Genomic DNA, 20,294 nt, shown 5'->3' with positions numbered 1-20,294 from the left:
GTATGTTTAGACTTGAAGGGGTGGGCGGGACTAAAAGCTCGATTCCGACTCTAGCCAGTACGGACCGTGGGAGACTTCTCGTCCCGCCCTTTCTACCTAAAGCGCCGATAAGGAATTCATCGGTAAACCGACGATAGAAGCAAGCCAGCGCTACGGTAGACCCCGACAAGCATCTAAATCCTAGCTCCGAGGATTCGAGATGACAATCCTTACCTCCCCAGCGGTTATCGGTATTGATGTCGCCAAGGCTGAAATCGTGGCTTATCGCGAAGATCTAAAAAGCATTCAGATTGTTGATAACGACCGTAAGGCCCTTGTTCGTTGGCTCGAAACGTTGCCAGCGCAAAGTTTGATTGCACTGGAAGCCACCAGCTTTTATCACCTGGACACGGCTGAACTGGCTCATGGGATGGGGCACAGGGTTTACGTTGTGGATGCCTATCGGGTGGCCCACTACCGCGAAAGCATTGGACAGCGGGCCAAAACCGATCCTTGCGATGCACGTTTGCTGGCGCGCTATCTGACAAACGAACAGCAACGGCTACGCGTCTGGACCCCACCTCCGCAGGCCTACAAAGTATTAAAGAGCCTGCTACGCAAGCGCGCAGAACTCATCAAAGCGCGCGTCAGCCTCATGCTGAGTTGGTCGGGCGAACCGCTTCTGAAGGATATCCTGACCGAGCAACTGGAGGCCTTCAAGCAAAGCGATCGGGCCATCCAGAAGCTATTGCGCGAGGCCAGCCAAGAGGCGGGAATTACTGAAAACATCAACCGCTGCAAAGCCATTGAGGGCGTGGGTGAACTGACGGCAACAGGTCTGGCGACAGCCTTCATGCGAGGTGACTTCGCCAGCGGCGATGCGTTTATTGCCTTTTTAGGGATGGACCTGAGGCCAAAGGATTCCGGAAAAAAACACAGCCCCAGGCACCTAAGCAAAAAAGGAGATGGCGAACTGCGACGCTTGGCGCACACCGCGGCGATGGCGGCTAGCCGGTCTCCTGTCTGGAAACCTTACTACGAATCCTGCTTGGCAAGAGGTTTCGCCAGAACCCAAGCCTTGGTGATCCTCGCCCGGAAATTGTGCCGGGTGGCATTCGCCCTGATGAAAAACCAGAGCGAATATCGCCCTAAATTCTATGCTGCAGGGTTCCCCTGCAACATAGAATCTCCCACATTGAATCTTCGGCGGAATATATATCTGCTGTTCTACCGAAATCCCCTGTGGGAGCGAGCTTGCTCGCGATAGCGTCAGCTCAGACGATGCTTAAACCAAGGTCATCAACGCCTCGCGGCTGAACGGCAGGATCTCCTGTTCGCGCCCTTCCCGCACTTTCTGCGCCCAGTCCGGATCCACCAGCAGCGCGCGCCCCACCGCCACCAGATCGAATTCCTCCTTGTTCAGGCGCTCGAGCAGATTCTCCAGGCTGGCCGGTTGCGCAACCTTGTCGGTGTTCACCATAAATTGCAGGAACTCACCATCAAGGCCGACGCTGCCGACGGTAATGGTGGGCTTGCCCGTGAGCTTGCGGGTCCAGCCGGCCAGGTTCAGGTCCGAGCCTTCGAATTCCGGCTCCCAGAAGCGACGCGTAGAACAGTGGAAGATATCCACGCCGGCATCCGCCAGGGGCTTGAGAAATTCTCCCAGCGCTTCGGGCGTCTGCACCAGGCGCGCGGTGTAGTCCTGCTGTTTCCATTGGGAGAAACGGAAAATGATCGGGAAGCCCTCACCTACCGCAGCCCGCACCGCGCGAATCAGCTCGATCGCAAAGCGCGAACGGTTGGCCAGGCTGCCACCATAACCATCGGTGCGCTGATTACTGCCTTCCCAGAAAAACTGGTCCACCAGGTAGCCGTGGGCACCGTGGATTTCCACCCCGTCCATGCCGATGCTCTGGGCATCTTTTGCCGCTTGGGCGAATGCCGCAATGACCTCGTCGATGTCCGTCTGGCTCATGCCATGGACCACGACTTGGCCATCCTTGAGCTTTTCAGTCGGGCCGTAGCCCGGCACGGCGCCATCCGGCTCGGTGCCGAGGCGCCGCACGTTGCCCACATGCCACAGTTGCGGAACAATCTTGCCGCCTTCGGCGTGCACGGCATCGACCACTTTTTTCCAGCCGGCCAGCGCGGCGTCGCCGTAGAAGTGCGGTACGTTCGGATAGCCATTGGACGCCCGGTGGCCGACCGTGGTGCCCTCGGTGATGATCAGGCCGACCCCGGCCGCCGCGCGACGACGGTAATACTCGATCACCTTGGAGTTCGGCACGCCGCCAGGCGAAAAGGAGCGCGTCATCGGCGCCATCACGACCCGGGTCGGCAGTTCCAGCGCGCCGAGATGAAAGGGTTTGAACAGGGCTCTTACAGGCATGGGGCACTCCATGAAAACGAGGTCGCATCGGATATGACGACGATAATATGGGACATGCACAGCGCTGGGTAGCACTATTGATTGGAGTGATTAAGGATCAGAAGGCCGCGAAGATCGACATTGGAGAGGCTCAACCTGATGCAAGCCGAGCGCATAACCTGTGGCGAAGGGATTTATCCCCGCTGGGCTGCGCAGCAGCCCCAAGAGCAAGCGACTTGATAAAGCTGACACACCGAGGCATCAGATTTTAGGGCTGCTCCGCAGCCCAACGGGGATAAATCCCCTCGCCACAAAAGTTCAGCGGATGGTTTAGCTCAGCGCTTTTTCAATCGCCTGGATCACCGAAGGATCATCCGGCGACGTGCGCGGCGAGAAACGCGCCAGCACCCGGCCGTCCTTGCCGAGCAGGAATTTTTCGAAGTTCCAGGTGATGTCCCCGGGAAACTCGGCACCTTCACCCGCCAACAGACGGTACAGCTGGTGACGGTCGTGGCCGTTCACTTCCAGCTTGCTCGACAGCGGAAACGTCACGCCGTAATTGAGGCTGCAGAATTCCTGGATCTCCTGCTCGGTCCCAGGCTCCTGGCCGGCGAACTGATTACAGGGCAGGCCCAGCACGCTGAACCCCTGGTCCTTGTATTGCTGATAAAGATTTTCCAGCGCCGCGTACTGAGGCGTCAGGCCACATTTGGAGGCGACGTTGACCACCAGCACGACTTGGCCCTTGAATGGCGCGAGGGGAAGCTCCTGACCATCCAGGGCTTGCAGTTTAAGGTCGTGGAAAGCACTCATGACGAACTCCAGGGTTTGCGGATCTTTTCGAAACAGCCATGGGCGATGCTAACAGCAAGCGACTAAAAAGGCGCCATAGGGCGCCTCTCCAGTCAACTTGAGCGTAGCGCAGAAATCAGTGCTGATGGCCGCCTTCACCATGGACGTGGCCATGGGCGATTTCTTCCTGGCTGGCATCACGGATGTCGACGATCTTGACCTGGAAGTTCAAGCGCTGACCGGCCAACGGGTGGTTGCCGTCGACAGTCACGTCGTCGCCGTCGAGGTCACGGATAGTGACGATTTGCATCTGGCCATCAGGCGCCGAAGCGTGGAACTGCATGCCCACTTCCAGCTCATCCACGCCTTCGAACATGCTGCGGCTCAGGGTGCTGACCAGCTCGGCGGAATATTCGCCATAAGCGTCTTCCGGCTCAACGGCCACTTTCAGCTCGTCACCGGTGGTTTTGCCTTCCAGGGCTTTTTCCAGGCCCGGGATGATGTTGCCTGCGCCATGCAGGTAGACCAGCGGAGCGCCGCCGGCGGAGCTGTCGATGACCTCACCAGCGTCGTTGGTCAGGGTATAGTCGATGGAGACAGCCTTATTGGCGGCGATCAGCATGGGGCGAGACCTTTTGCATAAGAATGAAGAACGGACAAGTCTAAACAAGGATTTGCCCGAAAGCGAACGGAACCCGGACAAACGGGCTAGCTCGAACAGACCAACGGTCACCGGTTTCCATCAGGATGAGGACGGGCACTGGGTGGCCGAGCTGTCCTGCGGCCACACCCAGCACCTGCGCCACCAGCCACCGTGGCAATCCCGGGCCTGGGTGCTGGACCCGGCGCAACGTATTGAAAAAATAGGCCAGCCCTTTGATTGCGGCTGGTGCGCTCAAGGCCCGGTTAGCGCTAACCTTGGCGACTGAATTGACGGTAGACAGCCAGTCATAGGCTGCAGCCTTGCCATGCCCCTCTAGAGAATCCGCATGCAGACTTTTTTTATCGCGCCCACCGACTTTGGTGTGGGTCTGACCTCCATCAGCCTCGGGCTGGTGCGTACCCTCGAACGGGCCGGGCTGAAAGTCGGCTTTTTCAAACCCATCGCCCAGCCCCACCCTGGCGATACCGGCCCGGAACGCTCCACCGAACTGGTGGCCCGTACCCACGGCCTCAAGCCACCGCAACCACTGGGCCTGGCCCATGTGGAGCGCATGCTCGGCGATGGCCAGCTCGATGAATTGCTGGAAGAAATCATCACCCTCTATCAACAGGCCGCGATCGGCAAGGACGTGCTGGTCGTCGAGGGCATGGTCCCGACCCGCAGCGCCAGCTACGCCGCCCGGGTCAACCTGCACCTGGCCAAGAGCCTGGACGCCGAGGTGATCCTGGTGTCGGCGCCGGAAAACGAAGTGCTGACCGAACTGTCCGGTCGTGTCGAGTTGCAGGCGCAACTGTTCGGCGGGCCGAAAGATCCGAAGGTCCTCGGCGTGATCCTCAACAAGGTGCGCACCGACGAAAGCATGGAAGCGTTTTCAGCACGGCTCAAGGAGCACTCGCCCCTGCTGCGCAGCGGCGACTTCCGCCTGCTCGGCTGCATCCCTTTTCGCCCCGAACTCAACGCCCCGCGCACCCGCGACGTGGCCGACCTGATGGGCGCGCAGGTACTCAACGCCGGCGACTACGAAACCCGGCGCATGAGCAACATCATCATCTGCGCCCGCACCATGCGCAACACGGTGGAGCTGCTCAAGCCCGGCGTATTGGTGGTCACCCCGGGCGATCGCGATGACATCATCCTGGCCGTGAGCCTGGCGGCGATCAACGGCGTGCCGCTGGCCGGCCTGCTGCTGACCAGCGACACCCTGCCCGACCCGCGCATCATGGACTTGTGCCGAGGCGCCTTGCAGGCGGGGTTGCCGGTGCTGTCGGTGAGCACCGGTTCCTACGACACCGCCAACCTGCTCAACAGCCTGAACAAGGAAATCCCCATCGATGACCGCGAACGCGCGGAGATCATCACCGATTTTGTTGCCAGTCACCTCGACGCCAACTGGCTGCACCAACGCTGCGGCACGCCCCGGGAAATGCGCCTGTCGCCGGCGGTGTTCCGCTACCAACTGATCCAGCGCGCCCAAGCGGCCAACAAGCGTATCGTCTTGCCCGAAGGCAGCGAACCGCTGACCGTACAGGCGGCGGCGATTTGCCAGGCCCGAGGCATCGCCCGTTGCGTGCTGCTGGCCAAGCCGGCCGACGTCGAAGCGGTGGCCCGCGCCCAAGGCATCGAACTGCCGCCTGGGTTGGAGATTCTCGACCCGGATACGATCCGCGAGCGCTACGTGGAACCCATGGTGCGGCTGCGCAAAAGCAAGAGCCTGAACGCACCGATGGCCGAGCAGCAACTGGAAGACACCGTGGTGATCGGCACCATGATGCTGGCGCTGGATGAAGTCGACGGGCTTGTCTCGGGGGTCATCCACTCCACCGCCAATACCATTCGCCCGGCGTTGCAACTGATCAAGACCGCACCCGGCTGTTCGCTGGTGTCCTCGGTATTTTTCATGCTGTTTCCCGAGGAAGTGCTGGTCTACGGCGACTGCGTGATGAACCCGCACCCCAGTGCAGCGGAGCTGGCCGAAATCGCCCTGCAAAGCGCCGATTCAGCCGCAGCGTTCGGCATCACGCCACGGGTGGCGATGCTCAGCTATTCCAGCGGCGAATCGGCCAGCGGTGAAGAAGTGGAGAAGGTCCGCGAAGCCACCCTGCTGGCCCACGAGGCACAACATGGCTTGCTGATCGACGGGCCGTTGCAATACGACGCCGCCGCCAACGAGGCCGTGGCCCGGCAATTGGCGCCCAACAGCCAGGTAGCCGGCCGCGCCACGGTGTTCATTTTCCCGGACCTGAACACCGGCAACACCACCCACAAGGCCGTGCAGCGCAGCGCCGACTGCGTCAGCCTCGGGCCGATGCTGCAAGGCCTGCGCAAACCGGTGAACGACCTGCCGCGCGGCGCCCAGGTCGATGACATCGTGTACACCATCGCCCTGACAGCGATCCAAGCCGCCAACCGACCTCTGGACATTTAAATGCTGGATTTCCTGCCTGCCCCCGTGCGCGGCGTCATTGCCTCGCTGCTGTTGGCGCTGAACACCATCGCCTGCTGTACGCCGCTGTTCGTCGTGGCGATCTTCAAGCTGTTGCTGCCCTTCCCCGCCGCCCAGCGTTTCACCGACTGGCTGATGAGCCACATCCACGAAGCCTGGATCAGTAACAACAAGGCCTGGATGAACCTGGTGCGCCCTACCCGCTGGCGCCTCAGCGGCCTGGAAGGCCTGGACTACCAGCACTCGTACCTGATCACCAGCAACCACCAGAGCTGGGTCGACATCATGGTGCTGCAATACGTGCTGAACCGACGCATCCGTCCATTGAAGTTCTTTCTCAAGCAGGAGCTGATCTGGGTGCCGGTGATCGGCCTGGCCTGGTGGGCGCTGGGGTTTCCGTTCATGAAGCGTTACTCCAAGACGTACCTGGAAAAGCATCCGGAGAAGAAAGGCAAGGACCTGGAAACCACCCGCAAGACCTGCGCGAAGTTTCGCAACAACCCCGTGGGCATCTTCAATTTCGTCGAAGGCACGCGCTTCACCGAGGGTAAGCATGCCCAGCAACAATCACCGTTTCGCTACCTGCTCAAGCCCAAGGCCGGCGGCATCGCGTTTGTGCTTGATGCGATGGGCGAGCAACTGGAGTCGATCATCAACGTGACGATCCATTATCCGGGCGGCCGTCCGGGCTATTGGGATTTGCTCTGCGGCAACGTTGGCGAGGTGGTGGTGCATTTCCAGGAGTTGAAGATCCCGCCGCAGTTCATCGGCAAAAGCTACGACCAGGATGGGGAGTATCGCCTGGAATTCCAGGGTTGGATCAATCAGTTGTGGCAAGACAAGGATGCGCTGCTTGAGCAGATGCATCGCGAGTATCCCGCCAAGTCTTGAGGTGACTGTACAGGCCTCATCGCGAGAAAGCTGGCTCCCACAATGGTCAGCGCTGAGACAAATACCTGTGGGAGCGAGCTTGCTCGCGATGGCGTCCCTCCAGACAACAAAAAAGCCCGCCGATGATCATTCATCGGCGGGCTTTTACTTGCCGCTTGAAGCTAGAAGCTTGTAGCTGCTTCCCTTAGATCGCCCCACGCTTGCGCAGCAGATCCAGCACCTGCTTGACGCTCTCTTCCAGGGTCAGCGACTGGGTGTCGATCACCAGGTCGGCATCCAGCGGCACGTCGTACGGGAAGGACTCGCCCGGGATGTTGTCGCCGGCGGCGGCATACAGCCCTTGCGGATCACGCTGGGCGCACACCGTTGGCGAGGCCTGGACATAGACCGTCAGCAGGCGCTCGCGGCCGATCAGGTCCTTGGCCTGCTCACGCCCTTCGGCACTCGGTGCAACGAAGGCGGCCAGGGTCAACAGGCCCGCTTCGTTGAACTGACGGGCGACGTGAGCCGCACGACGCCAGTTCTCGGTGCGTCCGGCACGGTCCTGCGGCAAGCCTTTGTTCAAGTCGTGGCGCAGGTTTTGACCATCGAGCACGAACACCGCGCGGCCCATGTCGAACAGCTTGCGCTCTACAGCATAGGCCAGCGTGCTCTTGCCCGCGCCCGACAGGCCGCTGAACAGCACGGTGGCCGGCTGCTGGCCGAAACGCTGGGTGCGTTCTTCCACCGACACGTGGGCCAGTTTGCCGTGGTGCGTGCTGCTGCCGTGGGCCAGCGGCTGGGCGACGATCATGCCGGCACCGACGGTGCCGTTGGTCAGGCGGTCGATGATAATGAAGGCGCCGGTGGTGCGGTTGCTCTCGTAGCCGTCCAGGGCGATCGGCGCGTCCAGAGCAATCTTCACCTTGCCGATTTCGTTGAGCTGCAACGCGCTGGCCGGACCTTCTTGAAGGGTGTTCACATCGACCTTGTTGACGATGCTGGCAATCGAGCCGGGCACGTAACTGGTGGCGCGCTTGATGTCGTACTTCTTGCCCGGCAGCATCGGCTCTTCGGCCATCCACACCAGCATCGCTTCGAAGCTGTCGGTCACCGGCGGAACGTTGTCGGCGTGTACCAGCAGGTCGCCACGGGAGATATCGATCTCGTCTTCCATGGTCAACGTCACAGCCTGGCCTGGGCCGGCGTGTTCCAGCTCGCCCTCGAAGGTGACGATGGATTTCACGCGGCTGCTCTTGCCCGACGGCAGCACCACGACTTCGTCGCCCTTGTGCACGATGCCGCTGGCAAGGGTGCCGGCGAAACCGCGAAAGTTCAGGTTCGGACGGTTGACGTACTGCACCGGGAAACGCAGGTCGGTGAAGTTGCGGTCGCCCGCCACTTCCACGGTCTCGAGAATTTCCATCAGCGACTGGCCGGTGTACCACGGCGAACGCTCGGACCTGTTCACCACGTTGTCGCCCTTGAGCGCCGACATCGGCACGAAGTGCATGCTGGTGGGCTTCATCTTCAAGCCTTCGGCGAACTTCAGGTAGTCGGCCTTGATCGACTCGAATACGCCCTGGTCGAAGTCCTTGAGGTCCATCTTGTTGATGGCCACGACGATGTGCTTGATGCCCAGCAACGAGGCGATGAAGCTGTGGCGACGGGTCTGGGTCTGCACGCCGTAGCGGGCATCCACGAGGATGATCGCCAGGTCACAGGTGGAGGCACCGGTGGCCATGTTGCGGGTGTACTGCTCATGGCCGGGCGTGTCGGCGATGATGAATTTACGCTTGGCGGTGGAGAAATAGCGGTAGGCGACATCGATGGTGATGCCTTGCTCGCGCTCGGCCTGCAGGCCGTCGACCAGCAGCGCCAGGTCGATGTCGTCACCGGTGGTGCCGACTTTCTTCGAATCGCGAGTGATCGCTTCCAGATGATCTTCGTAGATCATCTTCGAGTCGTGCAGCAGGCGCCCGATCAGGGTGCTCTTGCCGTCGTCGACGTTACCGCAGGTCAAAAAGCGCAGCAGCTCTTTACGTTCGTGCTGGCCCAGGTAGGCGAGGATGTCCTCGCTGATCAAATCAGATACGTGCGACATGACAACCCCTTAGAAATAACCCTGACGTTTCTTGTCTTCCATCGAGCCTGCGCCATCGTGGTCGATGACCCGGCCCTGGCGCTCGGAAGTTCGCGTCAGGAGCATTTCCTGAATGATGTCCGTCAGGCTTTCGGCCTCGGACTCCACCGCGCCCGTCAACGGGTAGCAGCCAAGGGTACGGAAACGCACTTTCTTCTTGACGATGCGCGCCTTGTCTTCGTCGGACAGGTGCTCGAGGATGCGCTCGTCGTCGATCATGATCAGCGTGCCGTTCTTCTCGATCACTTCACGCTCGGCGGCGAAGTACAACGGCACGATCGGGATGCCTTCGAGGTAGATGTACTGCCAGATGTCCAGCTCGGTCCAGTTCGACAGCGGGAAGACGCGGATCGACTCGCCCTTGTTGACCTTGCCGTTATAGACGTTCCACAGTTCGGGGCGCTGGTTCTTCGGGTCCCAGCGGTGCTTGCTGTCGCGGAACGAGTAGACGCGCTCCTTGGCGCGGGACTTCTCTTCATCGCGACGGGCGCCGCCGAATGCAGCGTCGAAACCATGCTTGTCGAGCGCCTGCTTCAGGCCCTCGGTCTTCATGATGTCGGTGTGCTTGGCGCTACCGTGGGTGAACGGGTTGATGTTCTGCGCGACGCCGTCCGGGTTGATGTGGGTGATCAGGTCCAGGCCCAGTTCTTCGACCATCTTGTCGCGGAACTTGTACATCTCCTGGAATTTCCAGCGGGTGTCGACGTGCATCACCGGAAACGGCAGCTTGCCGGGGAAAAACGCCTTGCGTGCCAGGTGCAGCATCACGGCGGAGTCTTTACCGATGGAGTACAGCATCACCGGGTTATCGAACTCGGCGGCCACCTCGCGGATGATGTGGATGCTTTCCGCCTCCAGCTGTTTCAGATGCGTCAGTTTGTCGACCATGGCTACTCACGAAAGCTTTCTTATGAACGGCCAGCGGGCCGTGTTCGAGCGGGGAATCCTAGCACAGCGACCTCTTCTAATCAGGGCGCCAACTAGATCGAAACAGCATATGGATATGCCTGTGGGTTCGGGCGCGTTCAGGTATCAATGTGGGAGCGAGCCTGCTCGCGAAAGCGGTGCGTCAGTCAATACCCATGTGTCTGTTATAACGCTTTCGCGAGCAGGCTCGCTCCCACAGGGGTGACCAGCAGTCAGATAGGATTCGGGCAATCGATGAAGATATGCTCCAGCGCGAAGCGTCGCGCCAGATAGTCACCCAGCGCCTGGACGCCGTAGCGCTCGGTCGCATGATGCCCGGCAGCAATGAAGCTGATGCCGTTCTCCCGGGCGCTGTGGAAGGTCTGCTCCGACGCTTCGCCGCTGAGATACAGGTCAACCCCGGCGAGTACCGCCTGATCGATGTAGCCCTGGCCACCGCCGGTGCACCAGCCCACCCGGCGGATCATCTGCTCGCCTTCGATCAACAACGGCTCGCGCCCCATCACTTCCTGGACCTTGCGAGCGAAATCCCGGGGCGTCATCGGCTCGGACAAGGAGCCGACCAGGCCGACGATTTTCGGATTGTCCGGGTCCAGCGGCCCCTCCACGGTGATGTCCAACTGCCGGGCGAGTTGCACGTTATTGCCCACCTCGGGGTGCAGATCCAGCGGCAAGTGGTAAGCCAAGAGACTGATGTCGTGCTTGAGCAGCGTTTTCAGGCGCCGCTGCTTCATGCCGGTGATGCACGGGTTCTCACCCTTCCAGAAATAACCATGATGCACCAGCACCAGGTCGGCGCTGGCCTCCACGGCGGCGTCGAGCAGCGCCTGGCTGGCGGTCACGCCGCTGACGATGCGCATCACCTGCGGCGCGCCCTCGACCTGCAAGCCATTGGGGCAGTAATCGGCGACCCGGCTGCTTGCCAGGTATCGGTCCGCTTCTTCAACCAGGGTGCTCAGGGCTACGGCCATAAAAAGACTCCTAAATATCCCGTTCAGAGGCGTGCGCGGCCTCGTATAATGCGCGACATTATGGGCGGTCCCATTCCGCCTGCAACCTCTGTAGGACGTGCTTAATGCTCAAGGCGCTGCGTTTTTCCGGCTGGCCGCTGTTGGCCGGCGTACTTGTCGCACTACTGATTATCCAGCGCTACCCGGAATGGGTCGGCTTGCCAAGCCTCGACGTCAACCTGCAACAGGCACCGCAGGCCAAGGCTCCGCAGCAGGGCCCCGTGTCCTATGCGGATGCGGTGACCCTCGCCGCGCCGGCGGTGGTCAACCTGTACACCACCAAGGTCGTCAACAAGTCCGGTCACCCACTGTTCGAGGACCCGCAATTCCGACGCTTCTTTGGTGACAATTCCCCCAAGCAGAAGCGCATGGAATCAAGCCTGGGCTCGGGCGTCATCATGAGCCCGGAAGGCTACATCCTGACCAACAACCACGTCACCAGTGGTGCCGACCAGATCGTGGTGGCACTCAAGGACGGTCGTGAAACCCTGGCGCGGGTGATCGGCAGCGACCCGGAAACCGATCTGGCCGTGCTGAAGATCGATTTGAAGAACCTGCCGGCGATCACCATCGGCCGCTCCGACAGCATCCGTATCGGCGACGTGGCCCTGGCGATCGGCAACCCGTTCGGCGTCGGCCAGACCGTGACCATGGGCATCATCAGCGCCACCGGTCGCAACCAGTTGGGCCTGAACAACTACGAGGATTTCATCCAGACCGACGCCGCGATCAACCCCGGCAACTCCGGCGGTGCGCTGGTGGATGCCAATGGCAATCTCACCGGGATCAATACGGCGATCTTCTCCAAGTCCGGCGGCAGCCAGGGCATTGGCTTCGCCATTCCGGTGAAGCTGGCCATGGAGGTGATGAAGTCGATCATCGAGCACGGCCAGGTGATTCGCGGCTGGCTGGGCATTGAAGTCCAGCCGCTGACCCAGGAGCTGGCGGAATCCTTTGGCTTGTCCGGGCGCCCCGGCATCGTCGTGGCGGGGATTTTCCGCGACGGTCCGGCCCAGAAAGCCGGCCTGCAATTGGGTGACGTGATCCTCAGCATCGACGGCGAACCGGCCGGCGACGGCCGCCGCTCGATGAACCAGGTGGCGCGGATCAAGCCCACCGACAAGGTCACCATCCAGGTGATGCGCAACGGCAAGGAGCTCAAGCTCACCGCCGAGATCGGCCTGCGTCCACCGCCGGCACCGGTGGTGCTCAAGGAAGAAGAGTAACCGCGGCGCCTTGATCAGAACACTTGTGGCGAGGGGATTTATCCCCGCTGGGCTGCGAAGCAGCCCCAAGAGCAAGCGACTCGACCAGACTGACACACCGCGGCAGCCAAGTAAGGACTGCTGCGCAGCCCAGCGGGGATAAATCCCCTCGCCACATGTACTCCTCGTTCTGCGGCGACCATAGCTGCACCTGAAATTACAGATAGCATAAATTCTCATTAGTAGTGTTATATTGTTTCAATACTAAAATTGGAACAACATAACATGTCATCCTTCAAACGGATTTCCGCTGCCAGTCTCGCCCTGGGCCTGCTCGGTGATCCCGCCTTCGCCGAAGAAATCCAGCCCCTGGAACTGGACGCCATCAACGTCACGTCCGAGTACGAATCCCCCACCGGCCCCGTTTCAGGTTATCGCGCCACCCGCTCCGCCAGCGCGACCAAAACCGACACCGCCCTGCGCGACGTCCCGCAATCCATCAGCGTGATTACCGCCAGCGTGCTCAAGGACCTGGGCAGTACCAGCGTCGAACGGGCGCTGGAATATGCCGGTGGCGTATCGAAGCAGAACAATTTCGGCGGCCTGACGCTTTATGAATACAGCGTGCGCGGCTTTACCACGTCGGAGTTCTACAAGGACGGCTTCAGCGCCAACCGCGGTTACCCAAGCACCCCGGACGCCGCCAATATCGAACGCATCGAAGTTTTGAAGGGCCCGGCGGCCAGCCTTTATGGTCGGGGAGACCCTGGCGGGACGGTGAACATTGTCACCAAGAAACCCCAACCCGAAGCCTTCACCACACTGCAGACCAGCGCCGGCAGTTGGGACCGATATCGCACAGCGCTGGACGTCAATACGCCACTGGACGCCGAAGGCAACCTGCTGTCGCGAGTAAACCTGGCGGTGGAGGACAACCACAGTTTCCGTGATCACGTCGACAGCAAGCGCGTCTTCGTGGCCCCGTCCATCAGTTGGCAACTGAGCCCGGACACTCGACTGCTGGTGGAAAGCGAAATCGTGCGCCACAGCTCGACGTTCGATCGCGGCATCGTCGCTCCGAATAATCGCTGGGGTGGCGTCTCCCGCTCGACTTTCCTCGGCGAACCCAACGACGGCGACATCGACAATCACAACAATATGCTCCAGGCCGCCCTTGAGCATCAGCTCAACGATACCTGGCAACTGCGTCTGGCCAGCCATTACAAGCAGGGTGAACTCTGGGGCTTCGCCTCAGAGGCGCGCGCCCTGAACGCCGACGGCCACACCGTGAACCGCCGCTACCGCGAGCGCGACAATGATTGGCACGACAGCATCACCCAGTTGGAACTGCGCGGCCAGTTCGACCTCGGCCCCTGGCGGCATGAACTGCTGATCGGCACGGAATACGAGGACTATCGCAAGAACGAACGCGTGACGACCATCGCCGGCAGCGCTTATCCCATCGACATTTACAACCCGATCTACGGCCAGCCGAAACCCAACGGTACGCGCTCCGGCACGGACTTCTTCGAGCATGTCGAAAGCAGGGCCCTGAACCTGCAGGACCAGATCGTCTTCACCGACAAACTACGCGGCCTGCTTGGCGTGCGCTATGAGCACTTCGAGCAAAGCATCGACAATCATGTCAACGACGTCACCAGCCGTCAGCGCCATGACGCCCTGACGCAACGCGCGGGGCTGCTGTATCAACTGACGCCTGAAGTCGGGCTGTTCGCCAACGCCTCCACTTCGTTCAAGCCCAATAACGGCCTGGATGCCGGCGGCAAGACCTTCGACCCGGAGGAAGGTGTCGGTTATGAACTCGGAATCAAGAGCGAGCTGTTCGACGATCGCCTGAGCACCACCCTGGCGGCTTTTCATATAGAGAAGGAAAACGTCCTGACCCAAGTCGCCGGAACCGACTTCAGCCGCGCCGTGGGCAAGGCCCGCAGCCAGGGCATCGACCTCCAGGTCACCGGCCAGGTGACCGACGCCGTGCGGGTAATTGGCGCCTTCGCCTACATCGATGCCGAAGTGACCAAGGGCGACGAGCAGATTCCCGACGGCAGCCGGATCCTCGGCGTTGCCAAGCGCAGCGGCAGCCTGCTTGGGGTCTACGAATTCCAGGACGGCCACCTGCGCGGCTCGGACGTTGGCGCGGCATTCACTTATGTCGGCGATCGCTCGGGCGAGGCCGGCAAGGACTTCGAACTGCCGGCCTACCACACCGTGGATCTGCTGGCCCATTACAAGGCCAGTGACAACGTCACCGTCGGCCTGAACCTGAACAACGTCCTCGACGAAAAATACTACGAACGCTCCTACAGCAATTACTGGGTCACCCCCGGCGATCCGCGCAACTTCACTGTCAGCCTCACCCTCGATCTATAAAAAGGAAAATCAGCATGAAATACCCCAAGACCTTTGCCCTGCTCGGCATGCTCCTGGCTATCGACGCCTCGGCCCATGGCCTGTGGACCGAACAACGCCGCGGCAATATCGAGGTGATCTACGGCCACGGCGCCGAAGACAACGCCTTCAAGGCGCAGAAAATCAGTGGCGCCTGGGCCTACGACCTCGGCGGCAAGATGATCCCGGTCACGGTGGAGCGTTTGTCGGACCACGCGCGCCTGCAGCCGCTCAAGCCGCCGGCCGTGCTGGCGGTCGCCCTGGACAACGGCATGTGGTCGCAGACCGCCGACAAGAAATGGATCAACGAAGGCCGCAGCAAAGTGCCTGGGGCGATTGAATCAACCCAGACCTTCAAGTACAGCCTGGCGATCTACGAGCCGGGCGCCAAGCTGCCGAAGCTCGAACCGATCAAGTTCGTGATCCTGCCGGAAGTCGACCCGCTGACCGTCGGCCCCGGCCAATCGCTGCCGGTGCGGGTGCTGCTCGATGGCAAACCGGCCGCCGGTGTGAAGCTGGTGGGCGACTACCGCAGCGCACCGAACACCGTGAGCACTGAAACCGACGCCGAAGGCCGGGCCAAGGTGCTGGTGCGCAATGAAGGTTTGAACGTGATCGCCGCAAGCATGGAAATCCCGCTCAAGGACAACAAGGACGTGGCGACGCGCGGGGTGTTTACTTCGCTGACATTCCTCGGTGAGCCGCATCACGAGTGAAGTCGAAAACTGCGGGAGCTGAGCCGACGCCTTCGCGAGCAGGCTCGCTCCCACAGGGGATTTACAAGTTTGCCGACCTTTTGGACACCCTGAAACGCATGTGGGAGCGAGCCTGCTCGCGAAAGCGTCGGTTCAGCCACCCTTGAGGTGACAAACACTCAGCCATCGCGAGCAAGCTCGCTCCCACAGGGCCGTGCTGAAGGTTAGAGCTCGCCCATAGCCTCGATCAGTGCCTGGTTCTGCTCCGGCGTGCCGATGCTGATCCTCAGGAACTGGGCGATGCGCGCCTGCTTGAAGTGCCGCACGATCACGCCCTGCTCGCGCAGTTTCGCCGCCAGCCCCGCCGCGTCATGTCGGGGGTGACGGGCGAAGATGAAGTTGGCCGCCGACGGCAGTACTTCAAAACCCTTGGCTTCAAGCTGCCCAACTACCCATTCGCGGTGCTCGATGACCGACCGGCAGGTCTGGTCAAAATACTCGCGATCATCGAACGCTGCCGCGCCGCCGACATTCGCCAGGCGATCCAGCGGGTAGGAGTTGAAGCTGTTCTTGATCCGCTCCAACGCTTCGATCAAGTCCGGATGGCCCACCGCCAGGCCCACGCGCAGCCCCGCCAGCGAGCGTGACTTGGACAGGGTTTGTGTCACCAGCAGGTTCGGATAACGATCCACCAGGCTGATGGCCGTTTCGCCGCCGAAATCGATATAGGCCTCATCGACCACTACCACTGAATCCGGGCTGGCCCTGAGGATCTGTTCCACCGCGTCCAGCGCCAGCAGGCAACCGGTCGGCGCATTCGGGTTGGGGAAAATGATCCCGCCATTGGGCTTGGCGTAGTCTGCCGGGTCGATCCGGAATTGTTCATCCAGCGGCACCGCATCGAACTGGATACCGTACAGCCCGCAATAAACCGGATAGAAACTGTAGCTGATGTCCGGGAACAACAACGGCTGATCGTGCTGCAACAAGCCGTGGAAAATGTGCGCCAGCACTTCATCCGAACCGTTGCCCAGGAACACCTGGTTGGTCTGCACTGCGTAATATCGGGCCACGGCGCTTTTCAGCAAATCACTGTTGGGGTCCGGATACAGGCGCAGGTTGTCGTTCAGCTCGGTCTGCATCGCGGCCAGGGCCTTGGGCGATGGGCCGTAGGGATTTTCGTTGGTGTTGAGCTTGACCAGCCGGGTCAGCTTCGGCTGTTCGCCCGGCACGTAGGGCACCAGGTTCTTGACGAACGGGCTCCAGAATTTACTCATTTCAGTTCCCCTGCCCTTCAATGGATGGCTCGTCAAGAATGCGGTACTCGGCGCTACGAGCGTGGGCGCTCAGCGATTCGCCGCGGGCCAGCACCGAAGCGGTCTTGCCCAGTTCGGACGCGCCCTGCTCGGAGCAGAAAATGATCGACGAACGTTTCTGGAAATCGTAAACGCCCAGCGGCGACGAGAAACGCGCGGTGCCGGAAGTCGGCAGCACGTGGTTGGGGCCCGCGCAATAATCACCCAATGCCTCGGACGTGTGACGGCCCATGAAGATCGCACCGGCATGGCGAATCTTCGGCAGCCAGGCTTGCGGGTCGGCCACCGACAACTCCAGGTGTTCCGGCGCGATGCGGTTGGCGACCTCGATGGCCTGCTCCATGTCTTCGACCTTGATCAGCGCTCCACGGCCATTGATCGAGGTGTTGATGATCTCGGCGCGGTCCATGGTCGGCAGCAGCTTGGCGATACTGGCAGCGACCTTGTCGAGGAACCCTGCATCCGGACTGACCAGGATGGCCTGGGCATCTTCGTCGTGCTCGGCCTGGGAAAACAGGTCCATGGCGATCCAGTCCGGGTCGGTCTGGCCGTCGCAGACCACGAGGATCTCCGAAGGGCCGGCGATCATGTCGATGCCGACCTGGCCAAATACGTGGCGCTTGGCGGTGGCAACATAGATATTGCCCGGCCCGACCACCTTGTCGACCCGCGGCACGCTTTCGGTGCCATAGGCCAACGCAGCCACGGCCTGCGCACCGCCGATGGTGAACACTCGGTCGACGCCGGCGATGCAGGCGGCCGCCAACACCAGTTCGTTGATGTCCCCGCGCGGAGTCGGGACGACCATGACCACTTCGGTCACGCCAGCCACCTTGGCCGGAATCGCATTCATCAACACCGAAGACGGATAGGAGGCCTTGCCACCCGGCACATACAGGCCGGCGCGGTCCAGCGGCGTGACCTTCTGGCCAAGCACCGTGCCATCGGCTTCGGTGTAGCTCCAGGAATCCTGCTTCTGTCTTTCGTGATAGCTGCGCACGCGGGACGCAGCTTTTTCCAAGGCTTCGCGCTGGGGCACGGTGATTCGGGTCAGGGCCAGCTCCAGGCGCTCGCGCGGCAGGATCAGGTCGGCCATCGAGGCGACTTGGAGGCCGTCGAACTTCTGGGTGAACTCCACCAGTGCGGCATCACCACGCTCGCGCACGGCTTTGATAATGTCGAGCACACGCTGATTGACCGAGTCGTCGGACACACTCTCCCAGCTCAGCAGATGATCCAGATGATGTGCGAAATCCGGGTCGGCAGCGTTGAGTCGGCGAATCGAGGTGGGAGCGGTCATGGCGAGGGCCTCATTAATGGCAAATGCTCAGGCGCCCTAAGCTACCAGTCCATTCGCGTGGGCACCTGAGAAAATTGGCTATGACGCGGATAGACGGGCGCGACGCAGAAGTCGCGCAGGTGAATCAGCCGCGGTGTCGCGATTCCACTGCCTTGCGCAGGGTATCGATCAAGGCCTGGATGCGGGCGTGCTGCATTTTCATCGAAGCCTTGTTGACGACCAGCCGGGAGGTGACGTCGGCGATGAAATCCTGCGGCTCAAGACCATTGGCCCGCAACGTATTGCCGGTGTCGACGACGTCAATGATCTTGTCCGCCAGGCCGATCAGCGGCGCCAGCTCCATCGAGCCGTAGAGCTTGATGATGTCGACCTGACGGCCTTGTTCGGCGTAGTAACGCTTGGCAACGTTGACGAACTTGGTCGCCACCCGCAGGCGGCCCTTGGGCTCGGGGGCGCCGACCTTGCCGGCGGTCATCAGCTTGCAGCGGGCGATCCGCAGGTCCAGCGGCTCGTAAAGGCCCTGGCCGCCATACTCCATCAGCACGTCCTTGCCGGCTACGCCCAGATCGGCGGCGCCATGTTCCACATAGGTCGGCACATCGGTGGCGCGCACGATCAACAAGCGCACGTCGGCCTGGGTCGTGGGAATGATCAGCTTGCGGCTCTTGTCCGGATTCTCGGTCGGCACGATGCCCGCTTCGGCCAGAAGCGGCAGGGTGTCGTCAAGGATGCGGCCCTTGGACAGTGCGATGGTCAACATGGGAAGCGTCAGTCCTTATCAAGGTACTCATGCCTGGTCGCAAGCGGCGCCAGACAGACATCGAGGGTGCAACCACCCTCGATGTGAAACGAAATCAGAGGGCACTTCCGTGTGCCCGTTCAGCCGGTACTAGCCCGGTACGCGACGGATCTTGGCGCCGAGCATCTGCAGCTTCTCTTCGATGCACTCGTAGCCACGGTCGATGTGGTAGATGCGGTCGATCAGCGTGTCGCCTTCGGCAACCAGTGCAGAGATGACCAGGCTGGCCGAAGCCCTCAGGTCGGTCGCCATGACAGGCGCGCCTTTCAGTTTTTCGGTCCCGGTGACGATGGCCGTGTTGCCTTCGACCTGGATCCTGGCGCCCATGCGGTGCAGCTCGTAGACGTGCATGAAACGGTTTTCGAAGATCGTCTCGATCACCGCGCCCGTGCCTTCGGCAATGGCGTTGAGGGAGATGAACTGCGCCTGCATGTCAGTCGGGAACGCCGGGTATGGAGCGGTCCGCACGTTGACGGCTTTCGGCCGCTTGCCGTGCATGTTCACTTCGATCCAGTCTGCACCGCAGGTGACTTCGGCACCGGCTTCCTTGAGTTTCTCCAGGACGGCTTCGAGGATGGTCGGATCGGTGTCCTTGACCTTGACGCGACCACCGGTGACGGCGGCGGCTACCAGGTAGGTGCCGGTTTCGATACGGTCCGGCATCACTTTATAGGTGGCCGAGTGCAGGCGCTCGACGCCATCGATGGTGATGGTGTCGGTGCCGGCGCCGCTGATCTTGGCGCCCATGGCGATCAGGAAGTTCGCCAGGTCGACGACTTCAGGCTCGCGGGCAGCGTTTTGCAGCACGCTGCGGCCCTTGGCAAGGGCGGCGGCCATCATGATGTTTTCGGTACCGGTCACGCTGACGGTGTCGAAGAAGAAATGCGCGCCACGCAGGCCGCCTTCAGGCGCCTTGGCCTTGATGTAGCCGCCTTCGACGTCGATCACCGCGCCCATGGCTTCGAGGCCACGGATGTGCAGGTCCACCGGACGCGAACCGATGGCGCAACCGCCAGGCAAGGCGACTTCGGCTTCACCGAAACGAGCGACCATCGGGCCGAGTACCAGGATCGACGCACGCATGGTCTTCACCAGTTCGTACGGCGCGATCAGGGTCTTGATGGTGCGCGGGTCGATTTCGACGCTGAGCTTCTCGTCGATCACAGGCTCGATGCCCATGCGACCGAACAGCTCGATCATCGTGGTGATGTCGTGCAGGTGCGGCAGGTTGGCCACGGTCACCGGGCCATCGCACAGCAGCGTCGCGGCCAGGATCGGCAGGGCGGAGTTCTTTGCCCCGGAAATACGGATTTCGCCATCAAGACGAACGCCGCCGGTAATAATCAGTTTATCCATAAGAATCTCGAGGCCCTT

17 protein-coding genes are annotated in these 20,294 nt (G+C 61.3%); 7 read left to right on the top strand and 10 right to left on the bottom strand.

The window, feature by feature from the left end; all coding sequences use genetic code 11:
* Nucleotides 1–199: 199 nt before the first annotated feature.
* The gene (locus tag J3P86_RS04295; protein WP_434699514.1) at nucleotides 200–1,246 is read left to right on the top strand and encodes an IS110 family transposase; all 1,047 of its coding nucleotides are present in this window, start codon (nucleotides 200–202) and stop codon (nucleotides 1,244–1,246) included.
* Between the two features lie 18 nt (nucleotides 1,247–1,264).
* Here the strand turns inward: J3P86_RS04295 and J3P86_RS04290 are convergent, their stop codons facing one another.
* The 3 genes from J3P86_RS04290 to J3P86_RS04280 form a co-directional block, all read right to left on the bottom strand.
* Nucleotides 1,265–2,368, bottom strand: a complete 1,104-nt coding sequence (locus J3P86_RS04290; RefSeq protein ID WP_434699512.1) for an NADH:flavin oxidoreductase — start codon at nucleotides 2,366–2,368, stop codon at nucleotides 1,265–1,267.
* A 309-nt stretch (nucleotides 2,369–2,677) separates the two neighbouring features.
* Nucleotides 2,678–3,160: a glutathione peroxidase gene (locus J3P86_RS04285; protein ID WP_434626066.1), complete on the bottom strand. Its 483-nt coding sequence runs from the start codon at nucleotides 3,158–3,160 to the stop codon at nucleotides 2,678–2,680.
* 115 nt (nucleotides 3,161–3,275) lie between these two features.
* Nucleotides 3,276–3,761 (bottom strand): FKBP-type peptidyl-prolyl cis-trans isomerase, encoded by a 486-nt coding sequence (locus J3P86_RS04280; protein ID WP_305496761.1) that lies wholly within the window; start codon nucleotides 3,759–3,761, stop codon nucleotides 3,276–3,278.
* On the opposite strand from J3P86_RS04280, the gene J3P86_RS04275 reads away from it, so the two are divergent.
* From J3P86_RS04275 to J3P86_RS04265, 3 genes are read left to right on the top strand one after another with little or no spacing between them, the layout of a single operon-like run.
* A complete protein-coding gene (locus tag J3P86_RS04275; RefSeq protein WP_305496763.1) occupies nucleotides 3,730–4,068 on the top strand; it encodes a DUF3565 domain-containing protein in 339 nt (112 codons plus the stop codon). The two genes, J3P86_RS04280 and J3P86_RS04275, sit on opposite strands and share 32 nt — an antisense overlap.
* A gap of 60 nt (nucleotides 4,069–4,128) precedes the next feature.
* Complete coding sequence (gene pta / locus J3P86_RS04270) at nucleotides 4,129–6,228, top strand: phosphate acetyltransferase (protein ID WP_305496764.1); 2,100 nt, start codon at nucleotides 4,129–4,131, stop codon at nucleotides 6,226–6,228.
* Entirely contained in the window at nucleotides 6,229–7,137 is a 909-nt protein-coding gene (locus J3P86_RS04265; protein WP_434626071.1) for an acyltransferase, read from the top strand.
* Between the two features lie 184 nt (nucleotides 7,138–7,321).
* Here J3P86_RS04265 and cysN read toward each other — a convergent pair whose 3' ends face one another.
* From cysN to J3P86_RS04250, 3 genes are all read right to left on the bottom strand, one after another.
* The gene (gene cysN / locus J3P86_RS04260; RefSeq protein ID WP_434699511.1) at nucleotides 7,322–9,220 is read right to left on the bottom strand and encodes a sulfate adenylyltransferase subunit CysN; all 1,899 of its coding nucleotides are present in this window, start codon (nucleotides 9,218–9,220) and stop codon (nucleotides 7,322–7,324) included.
* A 9-nt stretch (nucleotides 9,221–9,229) separates the two neighbouring features.
* Entirely contained in the window at nucleotides 9,230–10,147 is a 918-nt protein-coding gene (gene cysD, locus J3P86_RS04255; RefSeq protein ID WP_007912374.1) for a sulfate adenylyltransferase subunit CysD, read from the bottom strand.
* Between the two features lie 251 nt (nucleotides 10,148–10,398).
* On the bottom strand, nucleotides 10,399–11,157 hold the full coding sequence (locus J3P86_RS04250) for a Nif3-like dinuclear metal center hexameric protein (RefSeq protein WP_434626075.1): 759 nt from the start codon (nucleotides 11,155–11,157) through the stop codon (nucleotides 10,399–10,401).
* A gap of 104 nt (nucleotides 11,158–11,261) precedes the next feature.
* Between J3P86_RS04250 and algW the strand changes: the two genes are divergently transcribed.
* The 3 genes from algW (at nucleotide 11,262) to J3P86_RS04235 (ending at nucleotide 15,526) form a co-directional block, all read left to right on the top strand.
* Nucleotides 11,262–12,422: a Do family serine endopeptidase AlgW gene (gene algW, locus J3P86_RS04245; protein WP_305496771.1), complete on the top strand. Its 1,161-nt coding sequence runs from the start codon at nucleotides 11,262–11,264 to the stop codon at nucleotides 12,420–12,422.
* 264 nt (nucleotides 12,423–12,686) lie between these two features.
* Nucleotides 12,687–14,792: a TonB-dependent siderophore receptor gene (locus tag J3P86_RS04240; RefSeq protein ID WP_434626078.1), complete on the top strand. Its 2,106-nt coding sequence runs from the start codon at nucleotides 12,687–12,689 to the stop codon at nucleotides 14,790–14,792.
* 14 nt (nucleotides 14,793–14,806) lie between these two features.
* A complete protein-coding gene (locus J3P86_RS04235; protein WP_434569792.1) occupies nucleotides 14,807–15,526 on the top strand; it encodes a DUF4198 domain-containing protein in 720 nt (239 codons plus the stop codon).
* A 203-nt stretch (nucleotides 15,527–15,729) separates the two neighbouring features.
* Here the strand turns inward: J3P86_RS04235 and hisC are convergent, their stop codons facing one another.
* The 4 genes from hisC to murA form a co-directional block, all read right to left on the bottom strand.
* Nucleotides 15,730–16,782: a histidinol-phosphate transaminase gene (gene hisC / locus J3P86_RS04230; protein ID WP_434626083.1), complete on the bottom strand. Its 1,053-nt coding sequence runs from the start codon at nucleotides 16,780–16,782 to the stop codon at nucleotides 15,730–15,732.
* 1 nt (nucleotide 16,783) lies between these two features.
* A complete protein-coding gene (hisD, locus tag J3P86_RS04225; RefSeq protein WP_434626086.1) occupies nucleotides 16,784–18,121 on the bottom strand; it encodes a histidinol dehydrogenase in 1,338 nt (445 codons plus the stop codon).
* A gap of 124 nt (nucleotides 18,122–18,245) precedes the next feature.
* Nucleotides 18,246–18,881 (bottom strand): ATP phosphoribosyltransferase, encoded by a 636-nt coding sequence (gene hisG, locus J3P86_RS04220; RefSeq protein WP_434699509.1) that lies wholly within the window; start codon nucleotides 18,879–18,881, stop codon nucleotides 18,246–18,248.
* A 129-nt stretch (nucleotides 18,882–19,010) separates the two neighbouring features.
* Nucleotides 19,011–20,276, bottom strand: a complete 1,266-nt coding sequence (gene murA / locus J3P86_RS04215; protein ID WP_305496778.1) for a UDP-N-acetylglucosamine 1-carboxyvinyltransferase — start codon at nucleotides 20,274–20,276, stop codon at nucleotides 19,011–19,013.
* Nucleotides 20,277–20,294: the final 18 nt, after the last annotated feature.

The sequence above is a fragment of the Pseudomonas sp. D1-1 genome (genome assembly GCF_051132225.1).
GTDB lineage: Bacteria > Pseudomonadota > Gammaproteobacteria > Pseudomonadales > Pseudomonadaceae > Aquipseudomonas.
This window is presented reverse-complemented; position numbering and strand designations above follow the sequence as displayed.